The sequence below is a fragment of the Pseudonocardia xishanensis genome (assembly GCF_039541715.1).
In the GTDB taxonomy this organism is placed as follows: Bacteria; Actinomycetota; Actinomycetes; order Mycobacteriales; family Pseudonocardiaceae; genus Pseudonocardia; species Pseudonocardia xishanensis.
This window is the reverse complement of the sequence record NZ_BAABGT010000115.1, coordinates 1-25333: the sequence shown is the minus strand read 5'-3', so window position 1 is coordinate 25333 and position 25333 is coordinate 1. Positions and strand designations below refer to the sequence as shown.

The window sequence follows — 25333 nt, the reverse complement described above, 5'->3', positions numbered from 1 at the left end:
TCACCCACCATATGGAGATGAGGACACCGATGACCCAAGCCACGCTGGACATCGACGGCGCGACCCGCGCCTACTACGCCGAGATCGACGCGAACGACCCGGAGGTCTTCCGCAGACGACTCACCCCGGACGCGGTCTTCGCGTTCAACGACCTCGACCCGGTCAACGGGCCGGACGCGATCACGGACTTCGTCGCGGCCTGGAAGAGCAACTTCCGCTCGGTCACCCACGAGCTCTCGTCCCTCACCGTCGACGACGCCGAGAGCCGGGTGGGCGTAGAGATTGTCGTCAGCTATGTCTTCCCCGACGGCAACGAGGTGAAGGTGAAAGGTTGCTCCTTCGTCCAATTCGAGGGCGAGTCGATCAGCGGCTGGCGCGTCTACGTCGACACGAGCCAGCTGGCCTGACCTGCGCCGCACCGCGAACCCCAGGCGTAGCGCTCCCATGAGGGCAGGCCTGCGACCGCTCGACGGAGCCGCTACGACACCGCCCTGAGAGCGAGCAAGGAGTGAGCGAAACGTGAAAGCATGGATGTTCAACCAGGTCGGCTCCCCGCTGGAGCTGCAGGATCTGCCCGACCCCTCTCCAGGCCCCGGTGAGGCGGTCGTGGATGTGATGGCGGCCGGGCTCTGTCACACTGACGTGGGCTTCATGGACGGCACTTTGCAGGGGGTCCTCGGTTTCACGCCGATCATCCTCGGGCATGAAGCGGCCGGCGTGGTCACCGCGGTCGGCGACGCGGTCGACAACGTCAGGGTCGGTGATCGAGTCGCGATCAGCGCGATGGGGGACGGCAAGAGCGGCGTCATCGGGCAGAAGAACATCGGTGTCGGCCGCCACGGCGGATATGCGCAGCGAACGCTCTCGCCGGCGAGTGAGCTCCTCCCCATCGGTGACATGCCGTTCGATCAGGCAGCCGCTGCTACAGACGCGGGCATGACCTGCTATCACGCCGTGTTCGTCCGCGGTGGACTGCGCCCCGGTATGAGGGTCGGCATCATCGGCCTCGGAGGGCTGGGCATGACCGCCGCCCGCCTGGCTGTACTCGGCGGCGCTGAGGTCTATGCCGCTGAGATCAACGACGAGGTCCACGCAGCTGGTCTCGAGCGCGGAGTCACTCAGGTCGTCAACGACGTGAGGGATCTCGCCCCCTTAGAACTCGACATGATCGCGGATTTCGCCGGGTTCGGAATCACGACATCGGGCGCCATCGAAGTGATCAGAGACGGCGGTCGGGTTGTTCAGGTGGGGCTCGGTCGTCCGGAGTCGACGATCAGCACCCATCTCCTCACCTTGAAGCAGCTTGAGCTACTCGGTTCGCTTGGCGGAACGCCCGAGGACACCGTCGAGGTACTCAAGTTCATCGCTTCCGGGGAGCTGACCATCGCGACCCAGTCGATCGCCTTCGACGACATCCCAGCCGGCCTGGAAGCGCTCGAACGCGGCGAAGGGGCGGGCAGGCGCTTCGTTGCAGACGTCCCGCACTGACGCCACAGCCACACCGGCGGGCCGTCGTGGCCCACCCCACACGGAGGTGCTGATGAGCAAACTTGAAGGCAAGTTCGCCCTCATCACCAGGGCTGCTCCGGGATCGGCCGCGCTCAGGCCCTGCTGTTCGCCCGCGAGGGCGCAGCAGTGGTCGCGGCCGACCTCGACGGCGACGGCGCAGAGCAGGTCGTTAGCAGGATCGACGCGGCCGGTGGAGCCGGTCTCGCCGTCAAGATGTACGTCAGCGATGAGGCCAGTGTTCAAGCCGCGGTCGATGCCGCGACCTCCAGGTTCGGACGCATCGATGTGCTGAGCACCACGCCGGGACCTTCGACCACTACCGGCAGACGCTCGATACGCCCCGCGAGCTGTGGGGGAAGCTCATCGCCCTCAACATCACGAGCCGGTACCTCGTCACCGACGCCGTGCTGCCGATCCTGTTGGCACACGGCGGCGGGAGGGTCGTCTCGATCGCTTCGAGAGCCGGCCTCCTGGGTGGCGGTGGGGGTGCGGCAACACCAGCACCAAGCACGCTGTCATCGGGTACACGCGCCAGCTCGCCGCCGGATACGGCAAGCAGGGAATTCGCGCCAACGCCATCGCCCCTGGGCCCATCGGTACACCCATGGTCGCTGATCTCTCCCGCACCGAAGAAACGGCGTCGTGGCTCGCAACCCAGCCCGGCGGACGTCTAGGACGCCCTGAGGCCATCGCGAACGCGGCGTTGTTCGTCGTCTCCGACGAATCGGACTACATTCACGCTGTCGTACCACCGGCCGACGGAGGACTGACCGGCAACCTGTAACGGTCCTTCACGCAGTCTTCGGTGCCCGGCGACGAGCGGGAGTCGGTCGGTGAAACCTGCCGGCTCCTCAGTTCCGGCAGCTCACGACGTCGCCGTTCGACGACGGACGCGTCCGCGGGCACTTTCGTCGGCGTCGCTGGGGTCAGGGTTCGCCTCATGAGCGTCTACGAGGCCCCTGCATCCTCAAAGCATCGTCTGTTGGCGCCGGGCCACTTCACCGAGATCCTGCGGATCGCAACCGACCCCTGGACGACGGGCGCCGTGGACGTCGTCGTGTGCGACATCCTGGGCCGATCCGAGCCGCACGAGTTGTCCGCGCTGACCGGGCGGGTGCACCGGGAGCGCCCCGAGGAGCGGGTGGTCCTCCACGGTCACGACACGTGGGGCAGGGTGTGGCGAACATCCTGGCCGGGGCGGCGCACTCCACCGCGGCCAAGCACGGCGTGCTCGAGCTGATGAAGACCGCAGCGCTGGAGCAGGGCGCGTGGGACATGACCAGTGGGCATCCGGGCGGCACCCGCGCGGGGCACGAGGTCGCGGCCCGGCACTGGCACGCCTTCGGCGGGCTGATCGAGCCGTCTGAGGTCAGGGGGCCGTGGTGTTCCTGGCTTCCGACGAGGCCTCCCGGATCACCGGGATCGAGATGCCCGTGGACAGCGGGCACCTGGTGCTGTCGACCTTCAACCCGGCGCCGCCCGCCTGAGTGGTCCGCCCGGTGCCGGTGACGACTCCGACCGGCACCGGGCGACATCACGGGGCGCTGGGCGGGCGAACGATCTCGGCCCCCCAGGTGGCGAGGAAGGGAGCGAGCCCGGGGCGGCCGTCGATCAGCCAGAACCTGTCGACCCCCTGCTTCTCGTGTCCGGCGATCTGCGCGCGGACCTCGGTGGGGGTCCCCGCCAGCGAGAACCGATCGGCGAGGTAGTCGATCAGTCCGAGCCGGGTGGCGAGGGCGCCGTTGGACTCGTGGCCCTCGTTGTTCATGTGCTGGGTGTAGGTGTAGTTCGCCGCGAGCTCACGCAGCGGACCCTGGAACCGGTCCGGCACCGTCGCGAGGGCCGGGCCGCGAGCCAGCAGGTTGCCGCCCGCCGCCAGCGCGGCGGCGACGGAGGTGCGCGCTTCGCCGGTGGTGTCCGCCAGCGAGGGGTAGGCCATGAACCACAGGTCGATCTCCGAGGGTTCGCGGCCCACCTCGGCGGCGCCCGCCGCGACGTGCTCCCGGACGTAGTCGACCGCCTCGGGCGTGATTCCCACGCCCGCCACGACCCCGTCGGCGATCCGGCCCGCCTGCCGTAGGTTGCGCGGCCCGTGGGCCGAGTAGATCACCGGGATGCGACGGTCCCAGCGCCTGCCCGCCCCCTCGATCCCGTCCCAGACGGCGCTGCCGGTCTCGTGGTAGGAACGGACGGCGGCCAGGTACTCGGCCGTCCGCGACATGGTCGCCTCCTTGAGCCCGAGATTGCGCACGGCGCTGTCCCCGGTGCCGAGACCGAGGAAGGCCCGCCCCCCGGAGATCTCGTCCAGCGACGCGATGGCGCCCGCGGTGACAGCGGGATGGCGGGTCACGGGGTTCGTCACCCCGGGACCGATCGCGACCCGGTCGGTCGCCGTCGCCGTGAGGGTGAGGTGCGTGTAGACCTCGCGGTGCGTGGACTGGATGTCGGCGGTGTAGACGAGGTCGAAACCGGCGGCCTCGGCGGCGCGCGCCGAGTCGATCGTGGTCTGGGGCTCCGCTGCGACGAGGCTAATGCTGTAGCGGGTAGTCATCGTTGACCTCCGGGCTCGAGGGGGACACCGACGACGGTGAGGGAACCGGGCACCGGGCGGAACTGGCGGAAGCGATCGTCTCGATGGTCGCGCGCTGTCCTTACTGACAGTTGTGGGGCGCTCGGCGCCGCCGTATCGCTGTAAGGGCGGCACCCGCCGCCGCCCGTGATCCGCGACCTGCTCGAGGTGCCCATGTCCTGCCACCACGTCCGGCTCCGGGCCGGCGGAGCCGTGCGGTCGGGATCAGGCCGAGGTCGTCGCCCGTTGCTCAGCGAGAATGGCCTGTACCCGACGCCCGATCCCGGGCAGCGAGTCCTGCAGCTCGGCACGCCCGATCGCGCAGACGGCCCCGATGATCTCCCCGTCCGGCCTGCGCAGAACGGTGGCGACCGAGTAGACGTTCGGCACGGTCAGCCCCGGGTTGTAGGCCAGTCCCGTGGCTCGGATGTCGGGGAGGTCGGCGAGGAAGCGTTCGACCTCCGGCTGCTCCTGCGAGGTGGCGGAGTGCAGCAGGGCGTCCATCTCGCGGACGGGCATCGCGGCGAGGATCGCCTTGCCCGAGGCCGTGGCGTAGAGCGAGCGCCGGGAGTGGTTGCGGGCCGCGAACTCCAGCGCGGGCTCGTCGCCGATCTGGTCGATGTAGACCAGCGACATGCCGACCTGCACGCCGATCAGCACACTGCAGCCGACCTCGGCGTGCACCCGTGGGAGCAGGTCGCGGTCGATGTCCTGTGTGGCGAGACGGTTCCCGTTGAGCGACAGGATGAACGGAGCGGGGCCGAGTCCGAAGCGGTGATCGCGCTCGACCAGGTAGCCGGTGGCCACCAAGCCGTTCACCAGCTCGTGTATCGAGCTCTTCGGCGCCTGCAGGCGCTCGGCGAGTGCGGCCAGGGTCAGACCCTGTCGGATCGGCGCGACGATCTCCAGGATCGCGGCGACCCGGTCCACGGTGCGGTGATGGCGCGGAGGCACCGGCGGATGGTAGCCGCGATCACCTCGGCGCGTTGACGCCGCGCGCCGAGCTTCCTACCCTCACGTACGCAGATGCGGACTTTGATCCGCATATACAGATGGAGCATTGATGACGAACTCCGCGGCGCTCGACGGCATCGTCGTGCTGGACCTCGGCCAGGTCTACGCGGGCCCCTACTGCACGCACCTGCTCCGCTCCCTCGGTGCGACCGTCATCAAGGTCGAGCCCTTCGGGGGCGAGCCCATCCGCTGGCGGTCCACCGGCGACAGCTCCGGGCAGGCCTTTCTCATGCTCAACGCGGGCAAGAAGGGGATCCGACTCGACCTGAAGAGCCCGCACGGCCGGGAGATCTTGCTGGATCTCGTCCGGCAGGCGGACGTGCTGGTCGAGAACTTCGCGCCCGGGGTCCTGGAGCGGCTCGGGATCGGCTGGGACGTGCTGCACGCGGTCCGGCCCGAGCTCGTCCTGGCCTCGGCGCGGGCATATGGGCGCCATCCCGCCGCCGAGGGTCTGCGGGGGATGGATGTCACGGTCCAGGCGATGACGGGCATCGTGTCCACCACGGGCTTCCCCGACGGCGCGCCGGTGAAGGCGGGCGGCGCCGTCGTCGACTTCGCGGCCGGAACGCACCTCGCGTCAGCGGTGCTCGCCGCGCTGTTCCAACGCTCCCGCACCGGCGTGGGGCAGCACGTCGAGGTCGCGATGCAGGACGCCATCCTGCCCACGCTCACCTCGAACATCGCGGGGCTCCTCGAGGCCGAGGGCGGCGACTTCCCCGAGCGCACCGGCAATCGCCACGGCGGGCTGTCCGTGTGCCCGTACAACGTCTACCCGGTCGAGGACGGTTGGCTCGCGGTCCTCTGCCTGCGTCCCAAGCACTGGACCGACCTCTGCAAGCTCATGGGGCGCCCGGACCTCGGCGAGGATCCCGTGCTCGCCACACCCGCGGGTCGCGTCCAGAAGATGGACGACGTCGACGCCGCCGTCGCGGCCTGGACCAGTCGTCTCGACAAGAACACCGCCTTCCGTCTGCTCCAGGAGGCCGACATCCCCGCCGCCCCCGTGCGCTCCCTGCAGGAGGTGCTCGAGGATCCGGTGCTGCGCGACCGCGGGATGCTCGCCGAGGTCGGTGAGGGTGACCGCGCGGGCACGGTTCTGGGCTCCCCACTCGTGCTGTCCGCGTCGACGGTCCCCGTCGCGACCCCCGCCCCGCTGCTCGGCGAGGACACCGTCGAGGTCCTGCGTCAGCGTCTCGGCCTCGACGATGACGCGATCGCCCGACTCGTGGCGGACCGGGTGATCTGAGTACGGGGTACGGCGGTTGACCGGTCAAACTCCGCTGGATACCGTCTCTGCAGATATCCGGACTGATATCCGGAATTACGGACAGCTTGCTCGTCGTCGCGCATGCTCAGCGGGTCCGACGGCCGGCCGTACGAGAGGCAGGGCAGCCCGTGATGAAGGCGTGCATCGTCGATGACCACGAGATCGTCCGCCAGGGGCTCCGGCTGCTGCTGGAGTCCCTGACCGACCCGGTGGTCGAGGTCGTCGCCGAGGTCGGCACGGCAGCCGACGCCCTGATCGCACAGCGCCACCACCGTCCTGAGCTCTTCCTGGTCGACTACCGCCTGCCGGACACGACGGGGGACCGTCTGTGTCGCAGGCTCGTGGCGGCGCGGCCCGAGACCGCCGTCGTCGTCGTGACGAGCTCCGCGGGTGAGGACGTCGTTCAGCTCTGCCTGCAGGCGGGCGCGGCGGGCTACGTGACGAAGGGTGCCGGCCTCTGCGAGCTGAAGCGGGCCATCGCGGCCGTCGCCGAAGGCGGCGAGCGAGTCGTCTTCCGAGACCAGCCGGTACCGGTGATCGCGGCCGCCGACGGGGTGGTCGGGCGAAACCTGACCCAACACCAGCTCCGGGTGCTCGAGCTCGTCGCGGACGGCATGACCTACGGACAGATCGCGCGGCGTCTGCACGTCTCGGAGTCGACCGTCCGGTTCCACATCAGCAGCATCAAGGACAGACTCGGCGTGCGGAGCAAGGCCGAGCTGATCGTGACGGCCCTCCGGGAGGCGCTGGTCGCGCCGGAGGCGGGGGCGGAGGCGGCGTCATGGGTCGGCTGAGCGGGCTCCGCGCTCCGGTCGACGATGCTCGGGCGTTGTGGTTCGCGAAGACGGCCTGTGGGATGTTGGACGCCCGGGCGGTCACGCTGAGCGACGCACACGGCATCCTGGCCTCGTGGGGGAGCCCGGCGGTGGTCGGGCCGGTGCTGGCTGCGGATCTCTCGCCCCTGCGCACTCCGGTCCCGCTCCAGCACCTGGGTCGGGACGGGACGGTCACGACCGTCGCGGGAGACGATCCCGACCATCACCTCAACCTCACGGTGGAGTGGGCGGCCGAGCGGGAGATCGAGCCTCGACTCCAGGTGATCACCCGGGCACTCGCCCGCAGCGCGGCGGCCGCCGTGGCCCTGGAGAATGCCGCCTATCCCGTCGAGGAGCGGCTCGTGGTCAGCGGGGGTGGTGTTCTCGCCGAGCTCGCGCTCACCGCCGAGTCCGTCGAGGAGCTGATCGGCGGGGTTACCGCTGCGCTCGGCCTGCTCGTCGGCGGCACCGCCGCCGGGGTCGCTGTCCTGACCGACCGCGGTTTCCTGCAGGTCCTGCCCGGTTCCTTCGGCGCCAGCCGGGAGCTGATCGGCTCAGCGCTGGTGGAGCGCACCGAGGTGGCGACGTCCACGGCGGAGGTCTTCCGCTCGGGGCGGACCATGCTCGCCAACAATCCCGAGGTCGACATCCCACGGTTCCCCGAGTGGGTCGACGGGTTCGGAGTCGAACGGCTGATGACCATGCCCATGATCGTCGGCGGCGAACGGCTCGGCGTGTGCCACGTCGCGAACCCGGCGGAGGAGTTCACCGAGGCGCACGCTCGCCTCGCCGAGCGACTGACCCCGTTCGTCGCCGCCGCGGTGGCGCAGGTCCGGCAGCGGCTGGAGATGCACCAGCGTGAGGAGCTCGTCCTGGCGACCAGCCGCGCGGCACAGGCCATCGCCGCAGGTGCGGGCACCGCCGGTCTGGGCCCACATCTGGATGCCTTCCGCGCGGTCCTGTCGTGTCAGGCGGTCGTCCTGACCTTCGCCGACGACGGCCATCGCGTGTCGTGTGGCGACGCGCGGCCGTACGAACCCGAAACCGGGTTCCTGTCGGGGATCGACGCCGACACGGCAGGGATGCGCAGCGCCATGCGCCGCCCGGAACAGCCCGGCGGCTTCGGTTGGGTATCCACCCAGGTCCCGGTGATCGTCGACGGTGAGGTGCGGGCCACGCTGGCCCTGCTCCGGGTTCCCTGGGTCCCTTTCCGTCGCCACGAGCGTCATGCGATCCGGAAGATGGCCGACACCGTCGCGTTGGCCTGGACCACGGATCGCTACCTGCAAGAGCAGGCGGCGGCTGCCCGGATGACCGAACGTTCCCGGATCGCGGACGACATCCACGACCGCGTCGCGCAGCTGCTGTTCGCGGGCAGGCTGTCGTTGCAGAACCTGCACGATGCCCTGCCCGGCGACATGCCTGGCGACCATCGCGCCCGACAGCACGCGCGCCGGGCGCTGGAGATGGTCGAGCGGGGCGACCGGGAGCTGCGTGAGGTCATCCATCAGCTCGCCGAGACCGCGGAGCCCACGCGTTCGCAGGTCGAGGAACTCTGCGCGATCGTTGCCGAAGTGGAGCAGCAGTTCGGCATCGTCGTCGAGCTGGACCTGCCCGACGGGGACGCCCTGCCTGCATTGTCCACACCACGGCGCGCGGCGGTCCTCGGCGCGGCTCGGGAGGCGATGGTCAACGCCGCCAAGCACGCGGGCCCCTGCGTCATCTCGGTGTCGTTCGCCGCACGGACGCCCGAGGTCGTCGTGCTGCGCGTGTGCGACGACGGCGTCGGCCTACCCGGCTCCCGCCCCGGTTACGGCCTCACCGCCATCCGGCGCAGGCTGACTGAGCAGGGTGCCTCGCTGGTCCTGCGCACGGGCTCCGGCGGCGGAACAGAGGTCGTCGTCGAGGCCGCGGCGGGCTGACTGGCGCAACCGCCAGTTCTGCGAGGCGAGGCGTATGCGAAGCATGGGGCGTGCCCAGCCGCCCGAACCGGAGGTACCCCGATGACTGTGGAACTGCCGTCCGACCCGCAGATGCAAGCGGTCATCGGGGTCTTCCGACAGCATCTCGGCGAGCCGATGCGCGAGCTCGGTGCCGCCGAGGTACGGACCCGCCGTGCAGCCCTGCGGTCTTCGGTGCCGCCCGCGGTCGAGCTCGCGGAGGTGCGCGACATCGCGGTCTCGGGGCGGTCCGGTGAGGTGCCCGTCCGGCTCTATCGGCCGCAGGACGGGCCGTCCGCGGGCGTGGTCGTGTACCTGCACGGCGGCGGCTGGGTGCTCGGCAGCCTTGACGAGTCCGACACCTTCTGCCGCGTCTTCGCCGGCATCACGGGTTGCGACGTCGTCAGCGTCGAGTACCGCCTCGCCCCGGAGCACACGTACCCCGCCGCCGTCGAGGACGCGGACGACGCCGTGCGATGGATCGCCCGCGAGCTCGCCGGGGATGCTCCGCTGGTGCTGATGGGGGACAGCGCGGGCGGCACGCTCGCCGCCGCCGTCGCTCAGCACGCCCGCGCGGACGGGAGCCCACAGGTCGCACTGCAGGTGCTCGTGTACCCGGTGCTCGATCACCGGATGGCGACGCCTTCGTACACCGAGCGCGGCGGCAAGCTGCTGATCAGCGCGGACGACATGGACTGGTTCTGGTCGGTCTACGTGCCCGACGTCGAGCGCCGGGCCGAGCCGGACGCGTCCCCCGGGCTCGTCGAGGACTTGGCGGGGCTGGCGCCTGCCCTGTTCGTCGTGGCCGAGTTCGACCCGATGCGAGACGAGGCCCTCGACTACGCGCGCCGCCTCGAGAGCGCGGGAGTGCCGACGACGGTGCTCCACTACGACACAGTGGCGCACGGATTCTTCCCGATGGCGGGCACGCTCGCCGTCGCCGACAACGCCATCCGGACGGTCGGGCTCGCCGTCGCGGACGCCTGCCGGGCCGGCGGCGCCGTGTCGCGGGGCTGAGACTGGTGGAACAGCCAGGTCCGACCGCCGGGCCACGTCCTTAGCGTAGGGGCCATGACCTCGCTCACCGAAGTCGCGCGGACGCGCCCCATCCCGACGGCGATGTACGTGGACGGGGCCTGGGTCACCGCCGCCGACGGGGCGACGATGGAGACGGTCGACCCCTCCACCGGCAAGGCGTGGAACCAGGTCCCCGCCGCGGGTGTCGCCGACGTCGACGCCGCCGTCACCGCGGCCAACGTGGCGATGACGGGGGAGTGGGGTGCCACCCAGGGCCCCGCCCGCGCCCGGCTGCTCAACCGGCTGGCGGACCTCGTCGATCGCGACGCCGACCGGCTCGCTGAGATCGAGACCCGGGACAACGGCAAGCTCATCCGTGAGACCCGCCCGGTGATGGGGCAGGTGTCGGCCTGGCTCCGCTACTACGCGGGCGCCGCGGACAAGCTGGCGGGCCAGACCCTGCCGACCGGTGACCCGAACTACCTCGTCTACACCACGCGTGAGCCGGTCGGGGTCGTCGGCGCCATCGTGCCGTTCAACAGCCCGCTCATGATCACGACGTTCAAGGCCGCTCCTGCACTGGCGGCCGGGTGCGCGGTGGTGGTCAAGACGGCCGACCAGACCCCGACCTCGACCCTGATGTACGCCGAGCTGTTCGCCGAGGCGGGCTTCCCCCCAGGCGCGTTCAACGTGCTGACCGGCCAGGGCGCCACCGCGGGCGACGCGCTCGCCCGGCACCCCGGCGTGGCGCGGGTCAGCTTCACCGGCTCGACGGCGGTGGGCACCGCCGTGATGAAGGCGGCGGCCGAGCACGTGGCGCCGGTGACCCTGGAGCTCGGCGGGAAGTCGCCCAACATCGTCTTCGCCGACGCCGACCTTGACGCCGCCGTCAACGGAGTGGTGGGCGGGATCTTTGCCTCCAGCGGGCAGATGTGCATCGCAGGCGGGCGGCTGCTCGTCCAGGAGTCCATCCACGACGAGCTCGTCGCGAGGCTCAAGGCGCGGGCCGAGGCCATCGTGCTCGGCGACCCGCAGGACCCAGCGAGCGAGATGGGCCCCCTGGTCAGTCAGGTCCAGCTCGACCGGGTGCTCGACCTCATCGCGAGCGGGGTCGCCGACGGCGGCACCCTCGTGACCGGGGGCGGGCGGGCCACCCCGGCCACCCACGCGGACGGGTACTTCGTCGAGCCCACGATCATCAGTGGAGTGCGGCCGGGTGATCGCCTCGCCCGCGAGGAGGTCTTCGGTCCGGTGCTCGCCGTCGTCCCGTTCCGGGACGAGGAGCACGCCGTGGAGCTGGGGAACGACACGGTGTTCGGGCTGGCGGGCGGTGTCTGGACGCGGGACGTCCAGCGGGCCCACCGGATGGCGAAGCGGCTGCGCTGCGGGGTCGTCTGGGTCAACTGCTACCGCAACACCTCGCCCCACGTGCCGTTCGGTGGGATGGGGCAGAGCGGGTTCGGACGTGAGAACGGCCTCGATGCCGTTCTCGACTACACACAGGTCAAGTCGGTGTGGCTGGAGCTCTCGGGCGCGACGCGCGACCCGTTCTCCGTCCCACGAGGCTGACGTGTCAGGAAGGACTGCGCACGTGCAGAACGATGAGGTCTCTAGTCGCGACGTGGACGTCGTGGTCGTCGGCGCCGGATTCTCCGGGCTCTACCTCGCCCACCGGGCGACGCAGATGGGGCTGTCCGTGCAGGTCCTCGAGGCGGGCTCGGGGGTGGGTGGCACCTGGTTCTGGAACACCTACCCGGGGGCGCGCTGCGACGTCGAGAGCATCGACTACTCGTATTCGTTCTCCGACGAGCTCCAGCAGGGGTGGGTGTGGTCGGAGCGCTACGCGGCCCAGGAGGAGATCCTCGCCTACCTGAACCACGTGGCCGACCGCTTCGACCTGCGCCGACACATCCGTTTCGACACGCGGGTGAGCACGGCCGAGTTCGACGGGTCGGGCTGGGTCGTCACCACCGAGCAGGGCGACACGGTGTCGGCGACGTTCTGCGTGATGGCGTCGGGCGGCCTGTCGGCGCCGAAGAAGCCGGACATCGCGGGGCTCGACGACTTCGCGGGCCAGAGCTTCCACACCGCGCGCTGGCCGAAGGAGGGCGTCGAGTTCGCGGGCAAGCGGGTGGCGATCATCGGCACCGGCTCGACCGGGGTCCAGCTGGTGCCAATGGTCGCCCGCGAGGCGGACCAGGTCTACGTGCTGCAGCGCACCCCCAACTACGTCGTGCCCGCGGGCAACCGCCCGCTCGGCGAGGGTGAGCTTGACACCGTCAAGGCGACCTACCCCGAGCGCAGGCAGAACGCGCGGCGCACCGCGTCCGGTGTGCCCGCGGCCGCCAAGCCCGGCCCGGGGAAGGACCTCTCGGACGCGGCGCGCCGCGAGGTCTACGAGCGGATGTGGGCGATCGGCGGCGCGCCCGCGATCCTGCGCGGCTTCACCGACGTCATGACGGACCCCGGGGTGAACGTCTTCGTCGCGGACTTCGCGCGGGAGAAGATCGCGCAGACGGTGCGGGACCCGGAGACGGCGGAGTCGCTGTCGCAGCGTGACTTCCCGTTCGGCGCGAAGCGGCTGTGCCTGGAGACGGACTACTTCGAGGCGTACAACCGGCCCAACGTGGAGCTCGTCGACCTGCGCAAGAAGCCGCTGGAGCGGGTGACCGCGGGTGGCTTCGTCGCGGGCGGCGAGGAGTACGCCGTCGACGTCATCCTGCTCGCCATCGGGTTCGACGCCATCAGCGGCGCCGTCACCGAGATCGACGTCCGCGGCAGGGACGGGGTGTCGCTCAAGGACTACTGGGCCGACGGTCCGAAGGCCACGCTGGGCCTGCAGGTCGCGGGCTTCCCGAACCTTTTCCTGGTCAACGGGCCCGGCAGCCCGGCCGTGCTGGGCAACGTGGTCGCGTTCGCCGAGCAGCACGTCGAGTGGATCACCGACTGCATCGGGTACCTGCGGGATAACGGGGTCGGCACGATCGAGACGACCCCGGAGTCCGACGAGACCTGGGCTGACCACGTGGACGAGGTGGGCGGACAGACGCTCTACGTGCGGGCCAAGTCCTGGTACACGGGCGAGAACGTGCCGGGCAAGCCGCGCCGGTTCCTGCCCTACGCCGGAGGCCTCGACCGCTACCGCGACCGGTGCGACGAGATCGCGGCGAAGGGCTATGACGGCTTCGTCCTGAGCCGGGAGCACGACCCCGCCGAGGCCGCCAGCGGCTGATCGGGGCGACGGTCCGCCATTCCTGGCGGAACTACCAGTAGGGCGGGCGTCTTGCGCCCCCTAGCGTCCAGAACGGGTCGGGGTCTCCCCCCGGGATCACACCGGTGCGGACGCCGACGACGACTACGAGGAGGACGGCCGTGGGTCGTGTCGAGGGCAAGGTCGCGTTCATCACCGGCGCCGCGCGAGGTCAGGGCCGCAGCCATGCGGTGCGCCTCGCCGAGGAGGGCGCCGACATCATCGCGATCGACATCTGCGCCCCGGTCGAGACGGTGACGTACGCGACGGGCACGGAGGCGGACCTCGCCGAGACGGCGAGCATGGTCGAGAAGCTCGACCGGCGGATCGTCACGGCCAAGGTCGACGTCCGCGACGGCGCGGCCGTCGCGGAGGCGCTGGCCACGGGCGTCGCCGAGCTCGGCGGGCTGGACATCGTGGTGGCCAACGCGGGCATCGCCAGCTACGCGGCGGCCCATGAGATCACCGACGCCGCCTTCCGCGAGATGATCGACATCGACCTGATCGGCGTGTGGCAGACGCTCAAGGCCGCCACGCCCTACCTGATCGAGCGCAAGTCGGGCTCGATGGTGATCATCAGCTCCGCGGCGGGCCTGATCACCCCGCCCGGCCTCGCGCATTACGCCGCGGCCAAGCACGGCACCGTCGGGCTCATGCGGGCCTTCGCCAACGAGCTCGGCCCGCACGGCATCCGCGTCAACAGCATCCACCCCACCCAGGTGGACACTCCGATGATCATGCACGACGAGATCTACCGGATGTTCCGGCCGGACCTCGAGAACCCGACCAAGGACGACATTGTCGGCGTATCGGTCGGGATGAACCTGATACCGGTGCCGTGGGTGGAACCGGTCGACGTGTCCAACGCGGTCCTGTTCCTGGGGTCCGACGAGGCCCGGTACATCACCGGTGCGACCCTCCCGGTCGACGCCGGGATCGTGGTCAAGGCCTGACGCCCTCGCAGGAGATGTCCATCCGAGACAAGGAGATCCAATGACGGACCGACTCCGCTTCGGCGTCTTCCATGCGCCGTACCACCTTCCGATGGGACAGAACCCCAACCTGGCGATCCACCGCGACGTCAAGTTCGTGAAGCACCTCGACGAGCTCGGCTTCGACGAGGCGTGGATCGGCGAGCACCATTCCTGTGGGTCCGAGCTCATCCCGGACCCGATCACGTTCATCGCGAACGTGGCGCCCCAGACGTCGAACATCAAGCTGGGCACGGGCGTGCTGTCACTGCCCTACCACAACCCGCTCTGGGTCGCTGATCGCTTCATCCTGCTCGACCACCTGACCCGCGGCCGGGCGATGCTGGGCCTCGGCCCGGGTGCGCTGACCACGGACGCGTACATGATCGGCCTCGACCCCCTCGAGCAGCGCAACGCGCTCGAGGAGGACGTGGACGTGCTGAAGCGCCTCTTCGCGGGCGAGATCGTGTCGATCAAGACCGCGCGTTACGAGCTGGTCGAGGCCCGCACCCAGACCCGTCCCTACTCCGACTTCGAGGTCGCGGTCGCGGCGGTGGCCTCGCCCACCGGTCCGCGGATCGCGGGCAAGTACGGCGACGGGATCCTCTCGATCGGTGCCACCATGTCGGCGATGGCACCGGACGGCGTGGACACCCTGGCGCTGCACTGGGACGTCATGGAGCAGAAGGCCGCCCAGTACGGCCAGGTCGCGGACCGGTCGAAGTGGCGCCTGGTCGGGCCGATGCACATCGCGGAGACCCGAGAGAAGGCTCGCGAGCAGGTCCGGCACGGGATCGACGCCTGGTTCGACTACTTCCAGGACGTCCAGTCGGCGGTGCACTTCGAGGTGGCGGGCAAGGACACCGAGGAGCGGATCGACTTCGTGATCAACTCGGGGCTCGGCGTCATCGGCACGCCGGACGACGCGGTCGAGCAGATCTCGAAGCTGCAGGCGCAGTCCAACGGTGGCTTCGGTGCCTACCTGGTGATGACCCACGAGTGGGCGAACTGGGCGGACACCCTGCACAGCTACGAGCTGATGGCCGAGCGGGTGTTCCCGGCGTTCCAGGGCAGCCTGGACTCGCTGCAGGCGAGCGCGGACTGGGCGGCGACCGAGCGCGGCACCCTGGGCGGCGCGCAGATGCAGAGCGTCGTGAACGCCATGAACAAGCACGCCGCCGAGTCGGCGAAGGGCTGAGCGATGTTCAAGCTGGTCGGTCTGTGGTCGGCACCCGCTGAGGCGGACGTCGAGGAGTTCGAGAAGCACTACGCCGAGGTCCACGTGCCGCTGGCGAAGGCGGTCCCCGGGCTGCGGAGGATCACATTGACCCGCGCGGGCGAGGGCTTCGCGGGCGCGGAGCCCGCCTTCTACCGGCTCGCTGAGATGTACTTTGACTCCCCGGAGGCGATGGCGGAGAGCGCGGGCTCGGACGAGTGGCACGCGATGCACGCCGACGGTGGACATCTCGTCGAGCGGTACGGCCTGACCCTGCAGGCGGGCGCAGGCTGGGAGGAGTAGACCCTCCGGGCCGCCGTGGACCCCGGGTCCACGGCGGCCCGTTCCCGGGGCCGGACCGGTCCCCACCTGCGGCGACGACGCCGCGAGCGAGGAGAGGAGATTCCCATGAGTGGTCCACTGACCGGCAAGGTCGCCCTGGTGACCGGCGCAGCCCGCGGCCAGGGACGGTCGCACGCGCTGCGCTTGGCGGAGGACGGCGCCGACATCATCGCCGTCGACATCTGCGGCCAGATCGACACCGTGCACTACCCGATGTCCAACCCGGCCGACCTCGACGAGACGGTCGCTGAGGTCGAGAAGCTGGACCGGCGGATCGTGGCCCGCCAGGCGGACGTGCGCGACGCCGCGACGCTGAACAAGGTCGTGGCCGAGGGCATCGCCGAGCTCGGCCGCATCGACATCATCGTCGCCAACGCCGGTATCGCCTGCCAGTCCGTCCGCGAGAGCGACGACCTGCAGACCTTCCTCGACACGGTCGCGGTGAACCTGACCGGCGTGTACAACACCGTGCACGCCGCCGTCGACAAGCTGATCGAGCAGGGCAGCGGGTCGATCATCCTCACCGGCTCCACGCAGGCCCTCTCGGGCCGCGGCGGCAACGGGTCCGGCGCCCAGGACGGCTACACCGCCTCGAAGCACGGCGTCACCGGCCTGATGCGGACCTGGTCGTACTGGCTGGCGCCCAAGGGCATCCGGGTCAACACGGTCAACCCGACCGGCGTCGACAGCCCGATGGTCAACAACGACGTCATCGCCGAGTGGTTGGAGCAGGACCCCGACGCCGCCGGCGTCCTCGCCAACCACATGCCGGTGCCGGTCGTCGCGCCGCGGGACATCAGTGCCGCAGTGGCGTGGCTGGCGTCGGACGAGTCCCGGTACGTCACCGGGGTCGCCCTGCCCGTCGACGCAGGGTTCCTCATCAAGTAGAAGGAGAGTCGTGGACTTCGAGCTCACGGAGGACCAGGCCACGATCCGGGACGCGGTCCGGGATCTTGCCGGGAAGTTCGACGACCAGTACTGGATGGAGCACGACCGGGACAAGCGCTTCCCGACGGAGTTCTACGAGGCGTTCGCCTCCGGCGGCTGGTTGGGGATCACCACTCCGGAGGAGTACGGCGGGCACGGTTTCGGGATCACCGAGGCGTCGCTGCTGATCGAGGAGGTCGCGAGGTCCGGTGGCGGGATGAACGCCGCGAGCGCCATCCATCTGTCGATCTTCGGCATGCACCCGGTGATCAAGCACGGGTCGGAGGAGCTGAAGGCGCGTACGTTGCCGCGGATCGTGGACGGCTCGCTGCACGTGTGTTTCGGGGTGACCGAGCCGGGTGCGGGCCTGGACACCACGAAGATCACCACCTTCGCGAAGCGCGAGGGCGACCACTACCGCGTCAACGGGCGCAAGGTGTGGATCTCCAAGGCCATGGAGTCCGAGAAGGTCCTGCTGCTGACCCGGACACAGAAGCCGGGCGAGGTGGCGAAGAAGACGGACGGCATCACGCTGTTCCTGACGGACCTGGACCGCTCCAAGATCGACATTCGGCCGATCCCGAAGATGGGGCGGAACGCGGTCACCTCGAACGAGCTGTTCATCGACGACCTGATGGTCCCGGTGGAGGACCGTGTCGGCGAGGAGGGCAAGGGGTTCACCTACATCCTGGACGGGCTGAACCCGGAGCGGATGCTGGTAGCGGCGGAGGCGCTCGGGCTGGGTCGGGTGGCGCTGGACCGTGCGGTGACCTACGGCAACCAGCGCGAGGTGTTCGGCCGTCCGATCGGGATGAACCAGGGCATTCAGTTCCCGCTGGCGGACTCGCTGGCTCGGCTGGACGCGGCGGAGCTGATGCTGCGCAAGGCGACCTGGCTCTACGACAACGGCAAGCCGTGTGGCCGGGAGGCGAACACGGCGAAGTACCTGTGTGCGGACGCGGGGTTCCAGGCGGCGGACCGGGCGTTGCAGACCCATGGCGGGATGGGGTACTCGGAGGAGTACAACGTGGCCCGCTACTTCCGGGAGGCCCGGCTGTTGAAGATCGCGCCGCTCCCGCAGGAGATGGTGCTCAACTACCTGGGATCGCACGTCCTCGGCCTGCCCCGCAGCTACTGATGGCCCTCGATCTACGCAGGTTCCTCAAGGAGGGGGACGGCGTCTGGTGGGGGCAGGCCGGTGCCGAGGCCACCCCGCTTGTCGACGCCCTCCTCGACCAGGTGTCCGAGATCGGCCCGGTGTGGGCCTTCACCGGGCTGAGCCTGAACCGGCGCCTTCGAGAGCTGCCCCCCGAGCTGCACATGCTCTCCTACGGGGCGATGGGCGAGCTCCGCGCGGTCGCCGCAGCCGGGCGACTCGACGTGGTCCCGGCCCACTACTCAGTGCTCCCGCGGCTCTTCGCCGAGCACACCCTGCCGACGGACGTCGGGCTCGTCCAGCTCTCCCCGCCCGGGCCGGACGGGCTCTGCTCCTTCGGCATCGGACCCGACTACGCCGGAGACGCGGCCCGCCACACGCGCGTCCTCGTCGGCGAGATCAACCGGCGCATGCCGAGGACCATCGGCACGCCCGGCATCGCCCTGAGCGACCTCGCCGCCCACGTCGAGACGGACCGACCGCTCCCGAGCGTCCCCGAACGGGCCCCCGACGAGGTCGACCGCGCCATCGCGGGCCACGTCGCCGAGCTGGTCGACGACGGCGACACCCTCCAGATGGGCGTGGGGTCACTGCCCACGGCGATCCTCGACGGGCTCACCGACCACGTGGACCTGGGCTTCCACGGCGGGATGATCACCGACTCGGTCGTCCGGCTCGTGGAGCGGGGCGTCCTGACCGGTCGCCGGAAGGAGATCGACCCGGGGACGGTCGTCACGGGCGCCGCCATCGGGAGTTCCGCGCTGTACGAGGCGGTCGGCGACCTGCCGTGCGAGTTCCGCCCCGCGAGCTACACCCACAACCCCCGCGTGCTCGGGCGGCTGAGCACGCTCGTCGCGATCAACTCGGCGCTGGCCGTGGACCTCACCGGGCAGGTGGGCTCCGAGGTCTCCGGCGGCCGCTACCTGGGCGGGATCGGCGGACAGGCCGACTTCTCTGGCGCCGCGGCCCGCACCGGTGCCCTGTCCGTCATCGCCCTGCGATCCACCGCGGGGGGCCTGTCGACGATCGTCCCGCAGCTTCCGGAGGGGATCGTCACCACGGCGCGGGCGGACGTCGACGCCGTCGTGACGGAGCACGGCATCGCGATGCTGCGCGGCTGTCCACTCGCCCAGCGGGGGCACCGGATCGCGGCGGTCGCCGCGCCCGAGCACCGCGAGTCACTGTTGAAGGACCTGCACGGAGCCGGCGCATGACGACAGACGACACCGCCGGCCACGCCGACGCCGTCCGCTACGGCGTCGACGACCACGGCGTCGCGACCCTGACACTCGACCAGCCCGCCACCCGCAACGCGCTGAGCGACGCCCTCCTCGACGCTCTGCTCGCACGGCTGTCCGAGGCCCGGGGTGACGACCGGGTGCGAGTGGTCGTCCTGACCTCCTCCCACGAGCGCGTGTTCTCCGCGGGTGGCGACCTCAAGGCCTTCGCCTCGGACGCCCCGCTGATCGAGAAGTACGCTGGACTCGACCGGTTCCCGCGCCTCTACCGCCTCCTCGGCGAGCTGGGCAAACCGGTGCTCTGCGCCGCGAATGGCGACGTGCTCGCGGGCGCGTTCGGCCTCGCTCTCGCCTGTGACCTGGTGATCGCGCGGCGCGGGGTGCGCTTCGGCTGTCCGGAGATCAACGTCGGGGTGTTCCCCTTCATGATCTCCGCGCTGATCTATCGCTCGATCGACCGTATGAAGGCCAACGAGCTGATGATGCTGGGCGAGGCGGTCGACGCCGACGAGGCGTACCGGCTCGGCTTCGTCAACGCCGTCGTCGACGCCGACGACTTCGACGCGACGGTGCGCGAGTGGGCGCACAAGATCGCCGCGAAGTCGCCCCTTCTGATGCGGCTGGGCAAGGACGCCGTCGCGGCCACCCGGGACCTGGCCCTGCCCGAGGCTCTGGACTCCCTGCGCTCCCGCCTCGCCCTCGCCTTCAGCACCGAGGACATCAAGGAGGGTGTCGCCGCCTTCCGCGAGAAACGCGACCCGGTCTGGGCGATGCGCTGACGCCGTGGGCGCGACGGGGCGCCACGCCCACGGCGGTGCTCTCAGAGCGTGTAGTCGATGATGCCGCGGATATTCTTGCCCGCGCGGAGGTCGTCGTAGCCCTGGGTGATGTCCTCAAGGCGGTAGCGGGCGGTAAGAAGCTCGTCGAGCTTGAGTGCGCCCTCCCGGTAGAGCTGCAGCTGGGCCTTGATGTCCCAGTTCGGGCCGCACCCGCCGTAGAGCGCTCCCTGGAGGCGCTTCTGGTAGAGCGTGAGCTCGTTGAGCGGCAGCGGGACGCCGACGGCCTCGTGGTTCCCGACCGCGGTGACCACGGTCGTGCCCGCCTTGCGGACGGTGGCGAAGGCCTGGGCGATGGCCTCCCCGGTAAGCACCCCGATCGTCACGATGGCCGAGTCGGCGCCCTGGCCGTTCGTGAGCAGTCGGGCGAGCTCGCCCGCCTCCTCGATGCTCGCACAGGTGTGCGTGGCGCCGAGCTCCTCGGCCTTCTCCCGTTTGAAAGCCACCGGGTCCACGGCGATGACGTTCGCCGCACCGGCGTGCCGGGCGCCCTGCACCGCGTTGGTCCCGATCCCGCCGATGCCCATGACCACCACGGTCTGTCCGGGACGAACCTCGGCGGAGTTGACCGCGGATCCCCAGCCCGTCCCGACCCCGCAGCCGACGAGGCAGGCGAGGTCGAGCGGGATGTCGTCGTCGATCTTCACGGCGGACTCCAGCGAGGCCGTGGTGTGCCGGACGAAGGTGGAGATGCCACTGACCTGCCCGACGTTCGTGCCGTCCGGCAGGTGCAGGCGGTAGGAGCCGTCCGTCCAGCGCGGGCCCGCCATGATCGACGCACCGTGGTCGCACAGGTTCTGCATCCCGCGGGTGCACCAGCGGCAATGGCCGCACGCGGGAATGAACGAGAAGACGACGTGGTCGCCCACCTCGATGCCCTTGCCGTTGGGCCCCACCTTGGTCACGATCCCGGCGCCCTCGTGCCCGCCCGCCGTGGGGTAGGTGCCCAGGTGGAGGTCGCCGGTGGCGTAGTGGTCGTCCGAGTGACAGAGTCCGGCGGCGACCAGCTCGACCTGCAGCTCGTCCGGCCGGGGGTCCTCCAGGTCGAGGTCCACGATCTCGTACTCACCGGGGGCCTTGGTGATGACCGCGCCCTGCGTCCTCATCGCACTCCTTCCGACAGCACCGTCTCAGGGCTCCATCGTCGGCGCCCCCCGGGCATAGCAGGACTCTCGGTTCCGCCAGTCCTCAGGCCCCTCCCGGGATGACACGGTGGGGTACGTGTCGACTGGAGCGCTGGTCCCGAGTACGTCCGCAGCGGCCTACGTGTGGCGGCCCGACGCGACGCGTCTCACCGAGTCCCGGGTGGCCCGGTTCGCCCGCAGACACGGCATCGACGGGATCGAGGCGCTCCGCGCCCGTTCCGTCGCCGACGTCGGGTGGTACTGGGGTGCCGTGGTCGAGGACCTGGGCATCGAGTTCCGGGCCCCCTACAGCCGGGTGCTGGACCTCTCGGAGGGCGTGACCGATCCCGACTGGTTCGTCGACGGAGAGCTGAACGTCGCCGACGCCTGCCTGGGCCGGTGGGCCGCCGATCCGGTCGCCCGTGACCGGGTCGCGGTGGTGCACGAGGCGGAGGACGGCACGGTCGACTCGCTGAGCTTCGCCGAGCTCGACGACCGGGTCCGCAGGGTCGCGGCCGGGCTGCGTGGCCTGGGGGTCGGCCGGGGCGACGCAGTGGCGCTCTACCTGCCGATGGTCGCTGAGGCCGTCGTGGCCTTCTACGCCGTCGCCCGGCTCGGGGCGGTCGCCGTGCCGCTGTTCTCCGGTTTCGCCGCGGGCGCCATCGCCTCCCGACTCTCCGACGCCGACGTCCGCACCGTCGTCACGGCGGAGTCAACCGTGCGACGCGGGCGCGGCGTCGAGATGCCGCCTGCGGTCCGCGACGCTGTGGCGCAGTGCCGCGGCGTCCGGCACGTCGTGGTCGTCGGGCAGCCGGAGCCCGGTGAAGTCGCCTGGTCCGACCTGCTCGCCCACGCGCCCGAGGAGGGCCCCGCCGCGGCGACCGGGTCCTCGGACACCCTCCTGCTGGCGTACACCTCGGGAACGACCGGACGTCCGAAGGGCGCGGTCCACACCCACGCGGGGTTCCTGGTCAAGACCGCATCCGAGGTCGCGTACTCCTTCGACCTCGGCGCCGGCGGGATGTTCTGCTGGATCACCGACATGGGCTGGATCATGGGGCCGCTGTCGATCGTGGGCACGCACGCGAACGGTGGCGGCCTGGTTCTGTTCGAGGGCTCCCCGGACGTGCCGGACCTGACCCGGCTTTGGCAGCTGGTGCAGCGCCACCGGGTCACGATGCTCGGTGTCTCGCCGACCCTGATCAGGACCATCCGCGGGGTCGACGCCGAGGCCGTCGGCAGGTTCGACCTGTCCTCGGTCCACACGCTCGGCTCCACCGGCGAGCCCTGGGACCCCGAGTCCTACGAGTGGCTGGCCGAGAGCGTGCTCGGCGGCCGGGTGCCGATCATCAACTTCTCCGGTGGGACCGAGGTGGGCGGCTCCTTCCTGGCGCCGTACCCGATCGAGCCGATCGCGAGCTGCTCGCTTGGTGGGCCGTCGCTGGGCATGGACGTGGACGTCGTCGACGCAGCGGGGGAGCCGGTGCGCGGCGAGGTGGGGGAGCTGGTGTGCAGGCAGCCCTGGCCCGCCATGACGCGCGGAGTCTGGCGGGACCGCGAGCGCTACCTCGAGGCGTACTGGTCGACGTTCCCCGGTCTCTGGCGACACGGGGACCACGCGATCGTCGACGCCGACGGCCAGTGGTTCCTGCGCGGCCGCTCCGACGACGTGATGAACGTGGCGGGCAAGCGGCTGGCGCCCGCCGAGGTCGAGGCCGTGCTGATCACCCATCCCGCCGTGGCGGAGGCGGCGGTTGTCGGGGTCCCCGACGAGACGAAGGGCGAGGCGGTCTGGGCCTTCTGGGTCGGTGCCGAGGTCGGGGACGAGGCCGCGGTCGCCGCCGAGCTGCGGACCCGGGTCGCGGGCGAGCTCGGCAAGCCCTTCGCCCCCAGCCTGGTCCGCCGCGTCTCCGAGCTGCCGAAGACCCGTTCGGCGAAGATCATGCGACGGGCCGTCCGCGCCGCCGTGCTGGGTCTCGACCCCGGTGACCTGTCGGGGGCCGAGAACCCCGGCGCCCTGGACGTCGTCCGCGCGGCCGTGCGTCCCGACAGCACCCAGGAGGACTGATGAGCAAGCGTGTACACATCCGTGAGGTCGGGCCGCGGGACGGCTTCCAGAACGAGCCCGAGCGCATCCCGACGGACGACAAGGTCCGGTTGATCGAGGCGCTGGCCCGGGCGGGGTTCGACCGCATCGAGGTCGCGAGCTTCGTGCGGCCGGACGTGATCCCGCAGCTGGCGGACGGCGTCGAGGTGTTGAACCGGATCGACGTGCCGGACCACGTGAAGCTGATGGTCCTGATCCCGAACAGCAAGGGGCTGGACAACGCGCTGAAGGTGCGGGACCGCTTCCACGAGGCCGCGATCTTCGTGTCCGCCTCGGAGACGCACAACAAGAAGAACGTCAACCGCACCGTCGACGAGACGATGGCGGACAACGACGTGATGGCGAAACGGATCCGGGCCGAGGGCCTGGGCTGCGCTGCAGTCGTCGCCACCTCGTTCGGTTGCCCGTACGAGGGCAAGGTCGAGCTCGACGGGGTGCTGTCGCTGGCGGAGCGGTTCGCTGAGGCCGGGGCCACGGAGATCGGGTTCGGCGACACCACCGGGATGTGCAACCCGGTTTATGCCCGCGAGTTCTTCGCGGCGGCGCTGGAGCGGCTTCCGGGCGTGGAGGTGACCGCGCACTTCCACAACACCCGCGGACAGGGCTTGGCGAACGCCTATGCGGCTCTCGAGGCGGGGTGCACGAGTTTCGAGTCGAGTTTCGGGGAGCTGGGCGGCTGCCCGGTGCCCGCGGGCTCGACGGGCAACATCGCCACCGAGGACCTGGTGAGCATGTTGCACGAGATGGGGGCCGAGACCGGCGTCGACCTGCGAGGTGTCATCGACGCCGCCCGTGAGGCCCAGCGGGTGCTCGGGCGCACCCTGACCAGCCACTCGTTGGTCGCCGGCCCGATCGAGTGGCACCTGCAGGACGCCTGAGCGAAGGCCAGACGGATGCGCGCGGCGATCCTGAGCGAGTTCGGCGGCCCCGAATGCCTCCGGCCCGGCTCGGTGCCCGACTCCGAGCCGGAGCACGGGATCGGGTGCTCCGTCGCGGTCACCGCCGGGAGCGAGGCCAAGGCCCAGGCGGCGGTGGCGTTGGGCGCGGTCGGCGACTTCGACTACCGGGACGACGACCGGCCGACGAAGGCCCGCGCGCTCTCCCCAGACGGGGCCGGGTTCGACGCGGTGCTCGACCCGGTGGGTGACTGGCAACGCGCGATCGACGCCCTGAAGCCGGGCGGTCGGATAGTGGTTCTCGGCTCGGCCCTCGCGGCGGTGGCGGACCTCGACGTACGGAGGTTCTACTTCGGTCAGTTCAGTCTCCTGGGGGACGACCATGGGCAGCCCCGCGGACCTCGTCGACGTCCTGGACCTCGTCGTGCGGCACGAGATCGTGCTCCCGCTGGTGGACCGCGAGTCTCCGCTCGTCGAGGCCGCCACAGCACACCGGTACCCGGAGAGCGGCGCCGCCTTCGGCAAGGTCGTGCTCCGGCCCTGACCCACCTCCGCCGCCATGGCTCCCCGTCAGGAGAGATCCCCGGCGCTCTCGGCTTGCCAGAAGGGTGCGGGCCCGCGCGACGACAGGCTCATCCGATGAAGGTCCCGTCCTCCAGGCGGGCGAGTCGTCCTTCGTGCTCGACGCGGTGATGTATACAGCGATGGTTGCCCTTGCCTCGCCGTCCACGCCGGTCTCCCTCACCCGCGCGGTCAACGAGCGCTTCGATAAGGCCCGCGGCATCGCCTTGGGCATCTCAAACACCTTCGCGGGCATCGTCGTCTACCTCGTCCCGGCCATCCTGGGCACGACACTTGCGACTGACTGGCGTACCGGGTACTGGTGGATCGGCGGCGTAATCATGCCCTGCGCCGTGATCGTCTTTGTTCTGATGCCACGATTTCACGGCAAACCGGCATCAGTCACCTCCCACTCCGCGACGCCGCGGACCAGCATCCTTCCGCTTCTCAGGCGCCCGCTCTTCGCTCGACTCTCCGGTAGCGTTGGCCACCCGCTGAGCCGTGGCGCCCGCAGCGGTCGGTCAAGTCCGCTGGCGTGGTGTGTGACGACTACCGCGTGATCTTCTCGTTCTGTCAGG

General features: G+C 70.5%; 22 protein-coding genes and 4 pseudogenes. 23 read left to right on the top strand and 3 right to left on the bottom strand.

Going from position 1 to position 25333, the window contains the following annotated elements; translation table 11 throughout:
- Positions 1-17: 17 nt before the first annotated feature.
- The 5 genes and pseudogenes from ABD993_RS32975 to ABD993_RS37020 all read left to right on the top strand — a co-directional run.
- Positions 18-407, top strand: coding sequence for a nuclear transport factor 2 family protein (locus tag ABD993_RS32975; protein ID WP_345426983.1), 390 nt, complete (start codon positions 18-20; stop codon positions 405-407).
- Positions 408-519: 112 nt separating this feature from the next.
- The gene (locus ABD993_RS32970; RefSeq protein ID WP_345426981.1) at positions 520-1488 is read left to right on the top strand and encodes an alcohol dehydrogenase catalytic domain-containing protein; all 969 of its coding nucleotides are present in this window, start codon (positions 520-522) and stop codon (positions 1486-1488) included.
- Between the two features lie 102 nt (positions 1489-1590).
- A pseudogene (locus tag ABD993_RS37030) lies at positions 1591-1803 on the top strand (SDR family oxidoreductase); the annotation flags it as partial.
- Positions 1804-1838: 35 nt separating this feature from the next.
- A pseudogene (locus tag ABD993_RS37025) lies at positions 1839-1988 on the top strand (SDR family NAD(P)-dependent oxidoreductase); the annotation flags it as partial.
- Positions 1989-2017: 29 nt separating this feature from the next.
- Positions 2018-2293: pseudogene (locus tag ABD993_RS37020) on the top strand (SDR family oxidoreductase); the annotation flags it as partial.
- A gap of 750 nt (positions 2294-3043) precedes the next feature.
- Here ABD993_RS37020 and ABD993_RS32965 read toward each other — a convergent pair.
- Positions 3044-4060, bottom strand: a complete 1017-nt coding sequence (locus ABD993_RS32965; protein ID WP_345426979.1) for an LLM class flavin-dependent oxidoreductase — start codon at positions 4058-4060, stop codon at positions 3044-3046.
- 243 nt (positions 4061-4303) lie between these two features.
- Positions 4304-5032 (bottom strand): IclR family transcriptional regulator, encoded by a 729-nt coding sequence (locus ABD993_RS32960; RefSeq protein ID WP_345426977.1) that lies wholly within the window; start codon positions 5030-5032, stop codon positions 4304-4306.
- 109 nt (positions 5033-5141) lie between these two features.
- On the opposite strand from ABD993_RS32960, the gene ABD993_RS32955 reads away from it, so the two are divergent.
- From ABD993_RS32955 to ABD993_RS32895, 13 genes are all read left to right on the top strand, one after another.
- The gene (locus ABD993_RS32955) at positions 5142-6338 is read left to right on the top strand and encodes a CaiB/BaiF CoA transferase family protein (protein WP_345426975.1); all 1197 of its coding nucleotides are present in this window, start codon (positions 5142-5144) and stop codon (positions 6336-6338) included.
- Between the two features lie 152 nt (positions 6339-6490).
- Positions 6491-7153, top strand: coding sequence for a response regulator (locus ABD993_RS32950; protein WP_345426973.1), 663 nt, complete (start codon positions 6491-6493; stop codon positions 7151-7153).
- Positions 7141-9096, top strand: a complete 1956-nt coding sequence (locus ABD993_RS32945) for a GAF domain-containing sensor histidine kinase (RefSeq protein ID WP_345426971.1) — start codon at positions 7141-7143, stop codon at positions 9094-9096. Before ABD993_RS32950 ends, ABD993_RS32945 begins: the two co-directional genes overlap by 13 nt.
- An 81-nt stretch (positions 9097-9177) precedes the next feature.
- Positions 9178-10131 (top strand): alpha/beta hydrolase, encoded by a 954-nt coding sequence (locus ABD993_RS32940; protein WP_345426969.1) that lies wholly within the window; start codon positions 9178-9180, stop codon positions 10129-10131.
- A gap of 54 nt (positions 10132-10185) precedes the next feature.
- Positions 10186-11700: an aldehyde dehydrogenase gene (locus ABD993_RS32935; RefSeq protein WP_345426967.1), complete on the top strand. Its 1515-nt coding sequence runs from the start codon at positions 10186-10188 to the stop codon at positions 11698-11700.
- Positions 11701-11722: 22 nt separating this feature from the next.
- A complete protein-coding gene (locus ABD993_RS32930) occupies positions 11723-13363 on the top strand; it encodes a flavin-containing monooxygenase (protein ID WP_345426965.1) in 1641 nt (546 codons plus the stop codon).
- Positions 13364-13503: 140 nt separating this feature from the next.
- Complete coding sequence (locus ABD993_RS32925) at positions 13504-14334, top strand: mycofactocin-coupled SDR family oxidoreductase (protein WP_345426964.1); 831 nt, start codon at positions 13504-13506, stop codon at positions 14332-14334.
- A gap of 40 nt (positions 14335-14374) precedes the next feature.
- A complete protein-coding gene (locus ABD993_RS32920) occupies positions 14375-15550 on the top strand; it encodes an LLM class flavin-dependent oxidoreductase (RefSeq protein WP_345426962.1) in 1176 nt (391 codons plus the stop codon).
- A gap of 3 nt (positions 15551-15553) precedes the next feature.
- On the top strand, positions 15554-15871 hold the full coding sequence (locus ABD993_RS32915) for an EthD family reductase (protein WP_345426960.1): 318 nt from the start codon (positions 15554-15556) through the stop codon (positions 15869-15871).
- Between the two features lie 105 nt (positions 15872-15976).
- Positions 15977-16798 (top strand): mycofactocin-coupled SDR family oxidoreductase, encoded by an 822-nt coding sequence (locus tag ABD993_RS32910; RefSeq protein ID WP_345426959.1) that lies wholly within the window; start codon positions 15977-15979, stop codon positions 16796-16798.
- Positions 16799-16808: 10 nt separating this feature from the next.
- Positions 16809-17975, top strand: coding sequence for an acyl-CoA dehydrogenase family protein (locus ABD993_RS32905; RefSeq protein ID WP_345426957.1), 1167 nt, complete (start codon positions 16809-16811; stop codon positions 17973-17975).
- Positions 17975-19207 (top strand): acetyl-CoA hydrolase/transferase family protein, encoded by a 1233-nt coding sequence (locus ABD993_RS32900; RefSeq protein WP_345426955.1) that lies wholly within the window; start codon positions 17975-17977, stop codon positions 19205-19207. Before ABD993_RS32905 ends, ABD993_RS32900 begins: the two co-directional genes overlap by 1 nt.
- The gene (locus ABD993_RS32895) at positions 19204-20010 is read left to right on the top strand and encodes an enoyl-CoA hydratase/isomerase family protein (RefSeq protein WP_345426953.1); all 807 of its coding nucleotides are present in this window, start codon (positions 19204-19206) and stop codon (positions 20008-20010) included. Before ABD993_RS32900 ends, ABD993_RS32895 begins: the two co-directional genes overlap by 4 nt.
- 41 nt (positions 20011-20051) lie before the next feature.
- On the opposite strand, the gene ABD993_RS32890 is transcribed toward ABD993_RS32895, so the two are convergent.
- Positions 20052-21173, bottom strand: a complete 1122-nt coding sequence (locus tag ABD993_RS32890) for an NDMA-dependent alcohol dehydrogenase (protein WP_345426952.1) — start codon at positions 21171-21173, stop codon at positions 20052-20054.
- 115 nt (positions 21174-21288) lie between these two features.
- On the opposite strand from ABD993_RS32890, the gene ABD993_RS32885 reads away from it, so the two are divergent.
- The 5 genes and pseudogenes from ABD993_RS32885 to ABD993_RS32870 all read left to right on the top strand — a co-directional run bounded on the left by ABD993_RS32885 (position 21289) and on the right by ABD993_RS32870 (position 25315).
- Positions 21289-23259 carry an AMP-binding protein gene (locus ABD993_RS32885; protein ID WP_345426951.1) on the top strand — a complete coding sequence of 657 codons (1971 nt, stop codon included), beginning with the start codon at positions 21289-21291 and terminating at the stop codon, positions 23257-23259.
- A complete protein-coding gene (locus ABD993_RS32880; RefSeq protein ID WP_345426950.1) occupies positions 23259-24176 on the top strand; it encodes a hydroxymethylglutaryl-CoA lyase in 918 nt (305 codons plus the stop codon). Before ABD993_RS32885 ends, ABD993_RS32880 begins: the two co-directional genes overlap by 1 nt.
- A 15-nt stretch (positions 24177-24191) precedes the next feature.
- Positions 24192-24512, top strand: a pseudogene (locus ABD993_RS37015) (zinc-binding dehydrogenase); the annotation flags it as partial.
- Positions 24513-24576: 64 nt separating this feature from the next.
- Positions 24577-24738, top strand: coding sequence for a zinc-binding dehydrogenase (locus ABD993_RS32875; RefSeq protein WP_345426949.1), 162 nt, complete (start codon positions 24577-24579; stop codon positions 24736-24738).
- Positions 24739-24871: 133 nt separating this feature from the next.
- Positions 24872-25315: an MFS transporter gene (locus ABD993_RS32870; RefSeq protein WP_345426947.1), complete on the top strand. Its 444-nt coding sequence runs from the start codon at positions 24872-24874 to the stop codon at positions 25313-25315.
- Positions 25316-25333: the final 18 nt, after the last annotated feature.

Excerpts from the sequence above, each read along its gene's own strand:
- ABD993_RS32975 (WP_345426983.1), top strand. The coding sequence starts at position 18 with ATGAGGACACCGATGACCCAAGCCACGCTGGACATCGACGGCGCGACC.
- ABD993_RS32965 (WP_345426979.1), bottom strand. The coding sequence starts at position 4,060 with ATGACTACCCGCTACAGCATTAGCCTCGTCGCAGCGGAGCCCCAGACC.
- ABD993_RS32955 (WP_345426975.1), top strand. The coding sequence starts at position 5,142 with ATGACGAACTCCGCGGCGCTCGACGGCATCGTCGTGCTGGACCTCGGC.
- ABD993_RS32950 (WP_345426973.1), top strand. The coding sequence starts at position 6,491 with ATGAAGGCGTGCATCGTCGATGACCACGAGATCGTCCGCCAGGGGCTC.
- ABD993_RS32945 (WP_345426971.1), top strand. The coding sequence starts at position 7,141 with ATGGGTCGGCTGAGCGGGCTCCGCGCTCCGGTCGACGATGCTCGGGCG.
- ABD993_RS32940 (WP_345426969.1), top strand. The coding sequence starts at position 9,178 with ATGACTGTGGAACTGCCGTCCGACCCGCAGATGCAAGCGGTCATCGGG.
- ABD993_RS32935 (WP_345426967.1), top strand. The coding sequence starts at position 10,186 with ATGACCTCGCTCACCGAAGTCGCGCGGACGCGCCCCATCCCGACGGCG.
- ABD993_RS32920 (WP_345426962.1), top strand. The coding sequence starts at position 14,375 with ATGACGGACCGACTCCGCTTCGGCGTCTTCCATGCGCCGTACCACCTT.
- ABD993_RS32915 (WP_345426960.1), top strand. The coding sequence starts at position 15,554 with ATGTTCAAGCTGGTCGGTCTGTGGTCGGCACCCGCTGAGGCGGACGTC.
- ABD993_RS32910 (WP_345426959.1), top strand. The coding sequence starts at position 15,977 with ATGAGTGGTCCACTGACCGGCAAGGTCGCCCTGGTGACCGGCGCAGCC.
- ABD993_RS32900 (WP_345426955.1), top strand. The coding sequence starts at position 17,975 with ATGGCCCTCGATCTACGCAGGTTCCTCAAGGAGGGGGACGGCGTCTGG.
- ABD993_RS32895 (WP_345426953.1), top strand. The coding sequence starts at position 19,204 with ATGACGACAGACGACACCGCCGGCCACGCCGACGCCGTCCGCTACGGC.
- ABD993_RS32890 (WP_345426952.1), bottom strand. The coding sequence starts at position 21,173 with ATGAGGACGCAGGGCGCGGTCATCACCAAGGCCCCCGGTGAGTACGAG.
- ABD993_RS32880 (WP_345426950.1), top strand. The coding sequence starts at position 23,259 with ATGAGCAAGCGTGTACACATCCGTGAGGTCGGGCCGCGGGACGGCTTC.
- ABD993_RS32875 (WP_345426949.1), top strand. The coding sequence starts at position 24,577 with ATGGGCAGCCCCGCGGACCTCGTCGACGTCCTGGACCTCGTCGTGCGG.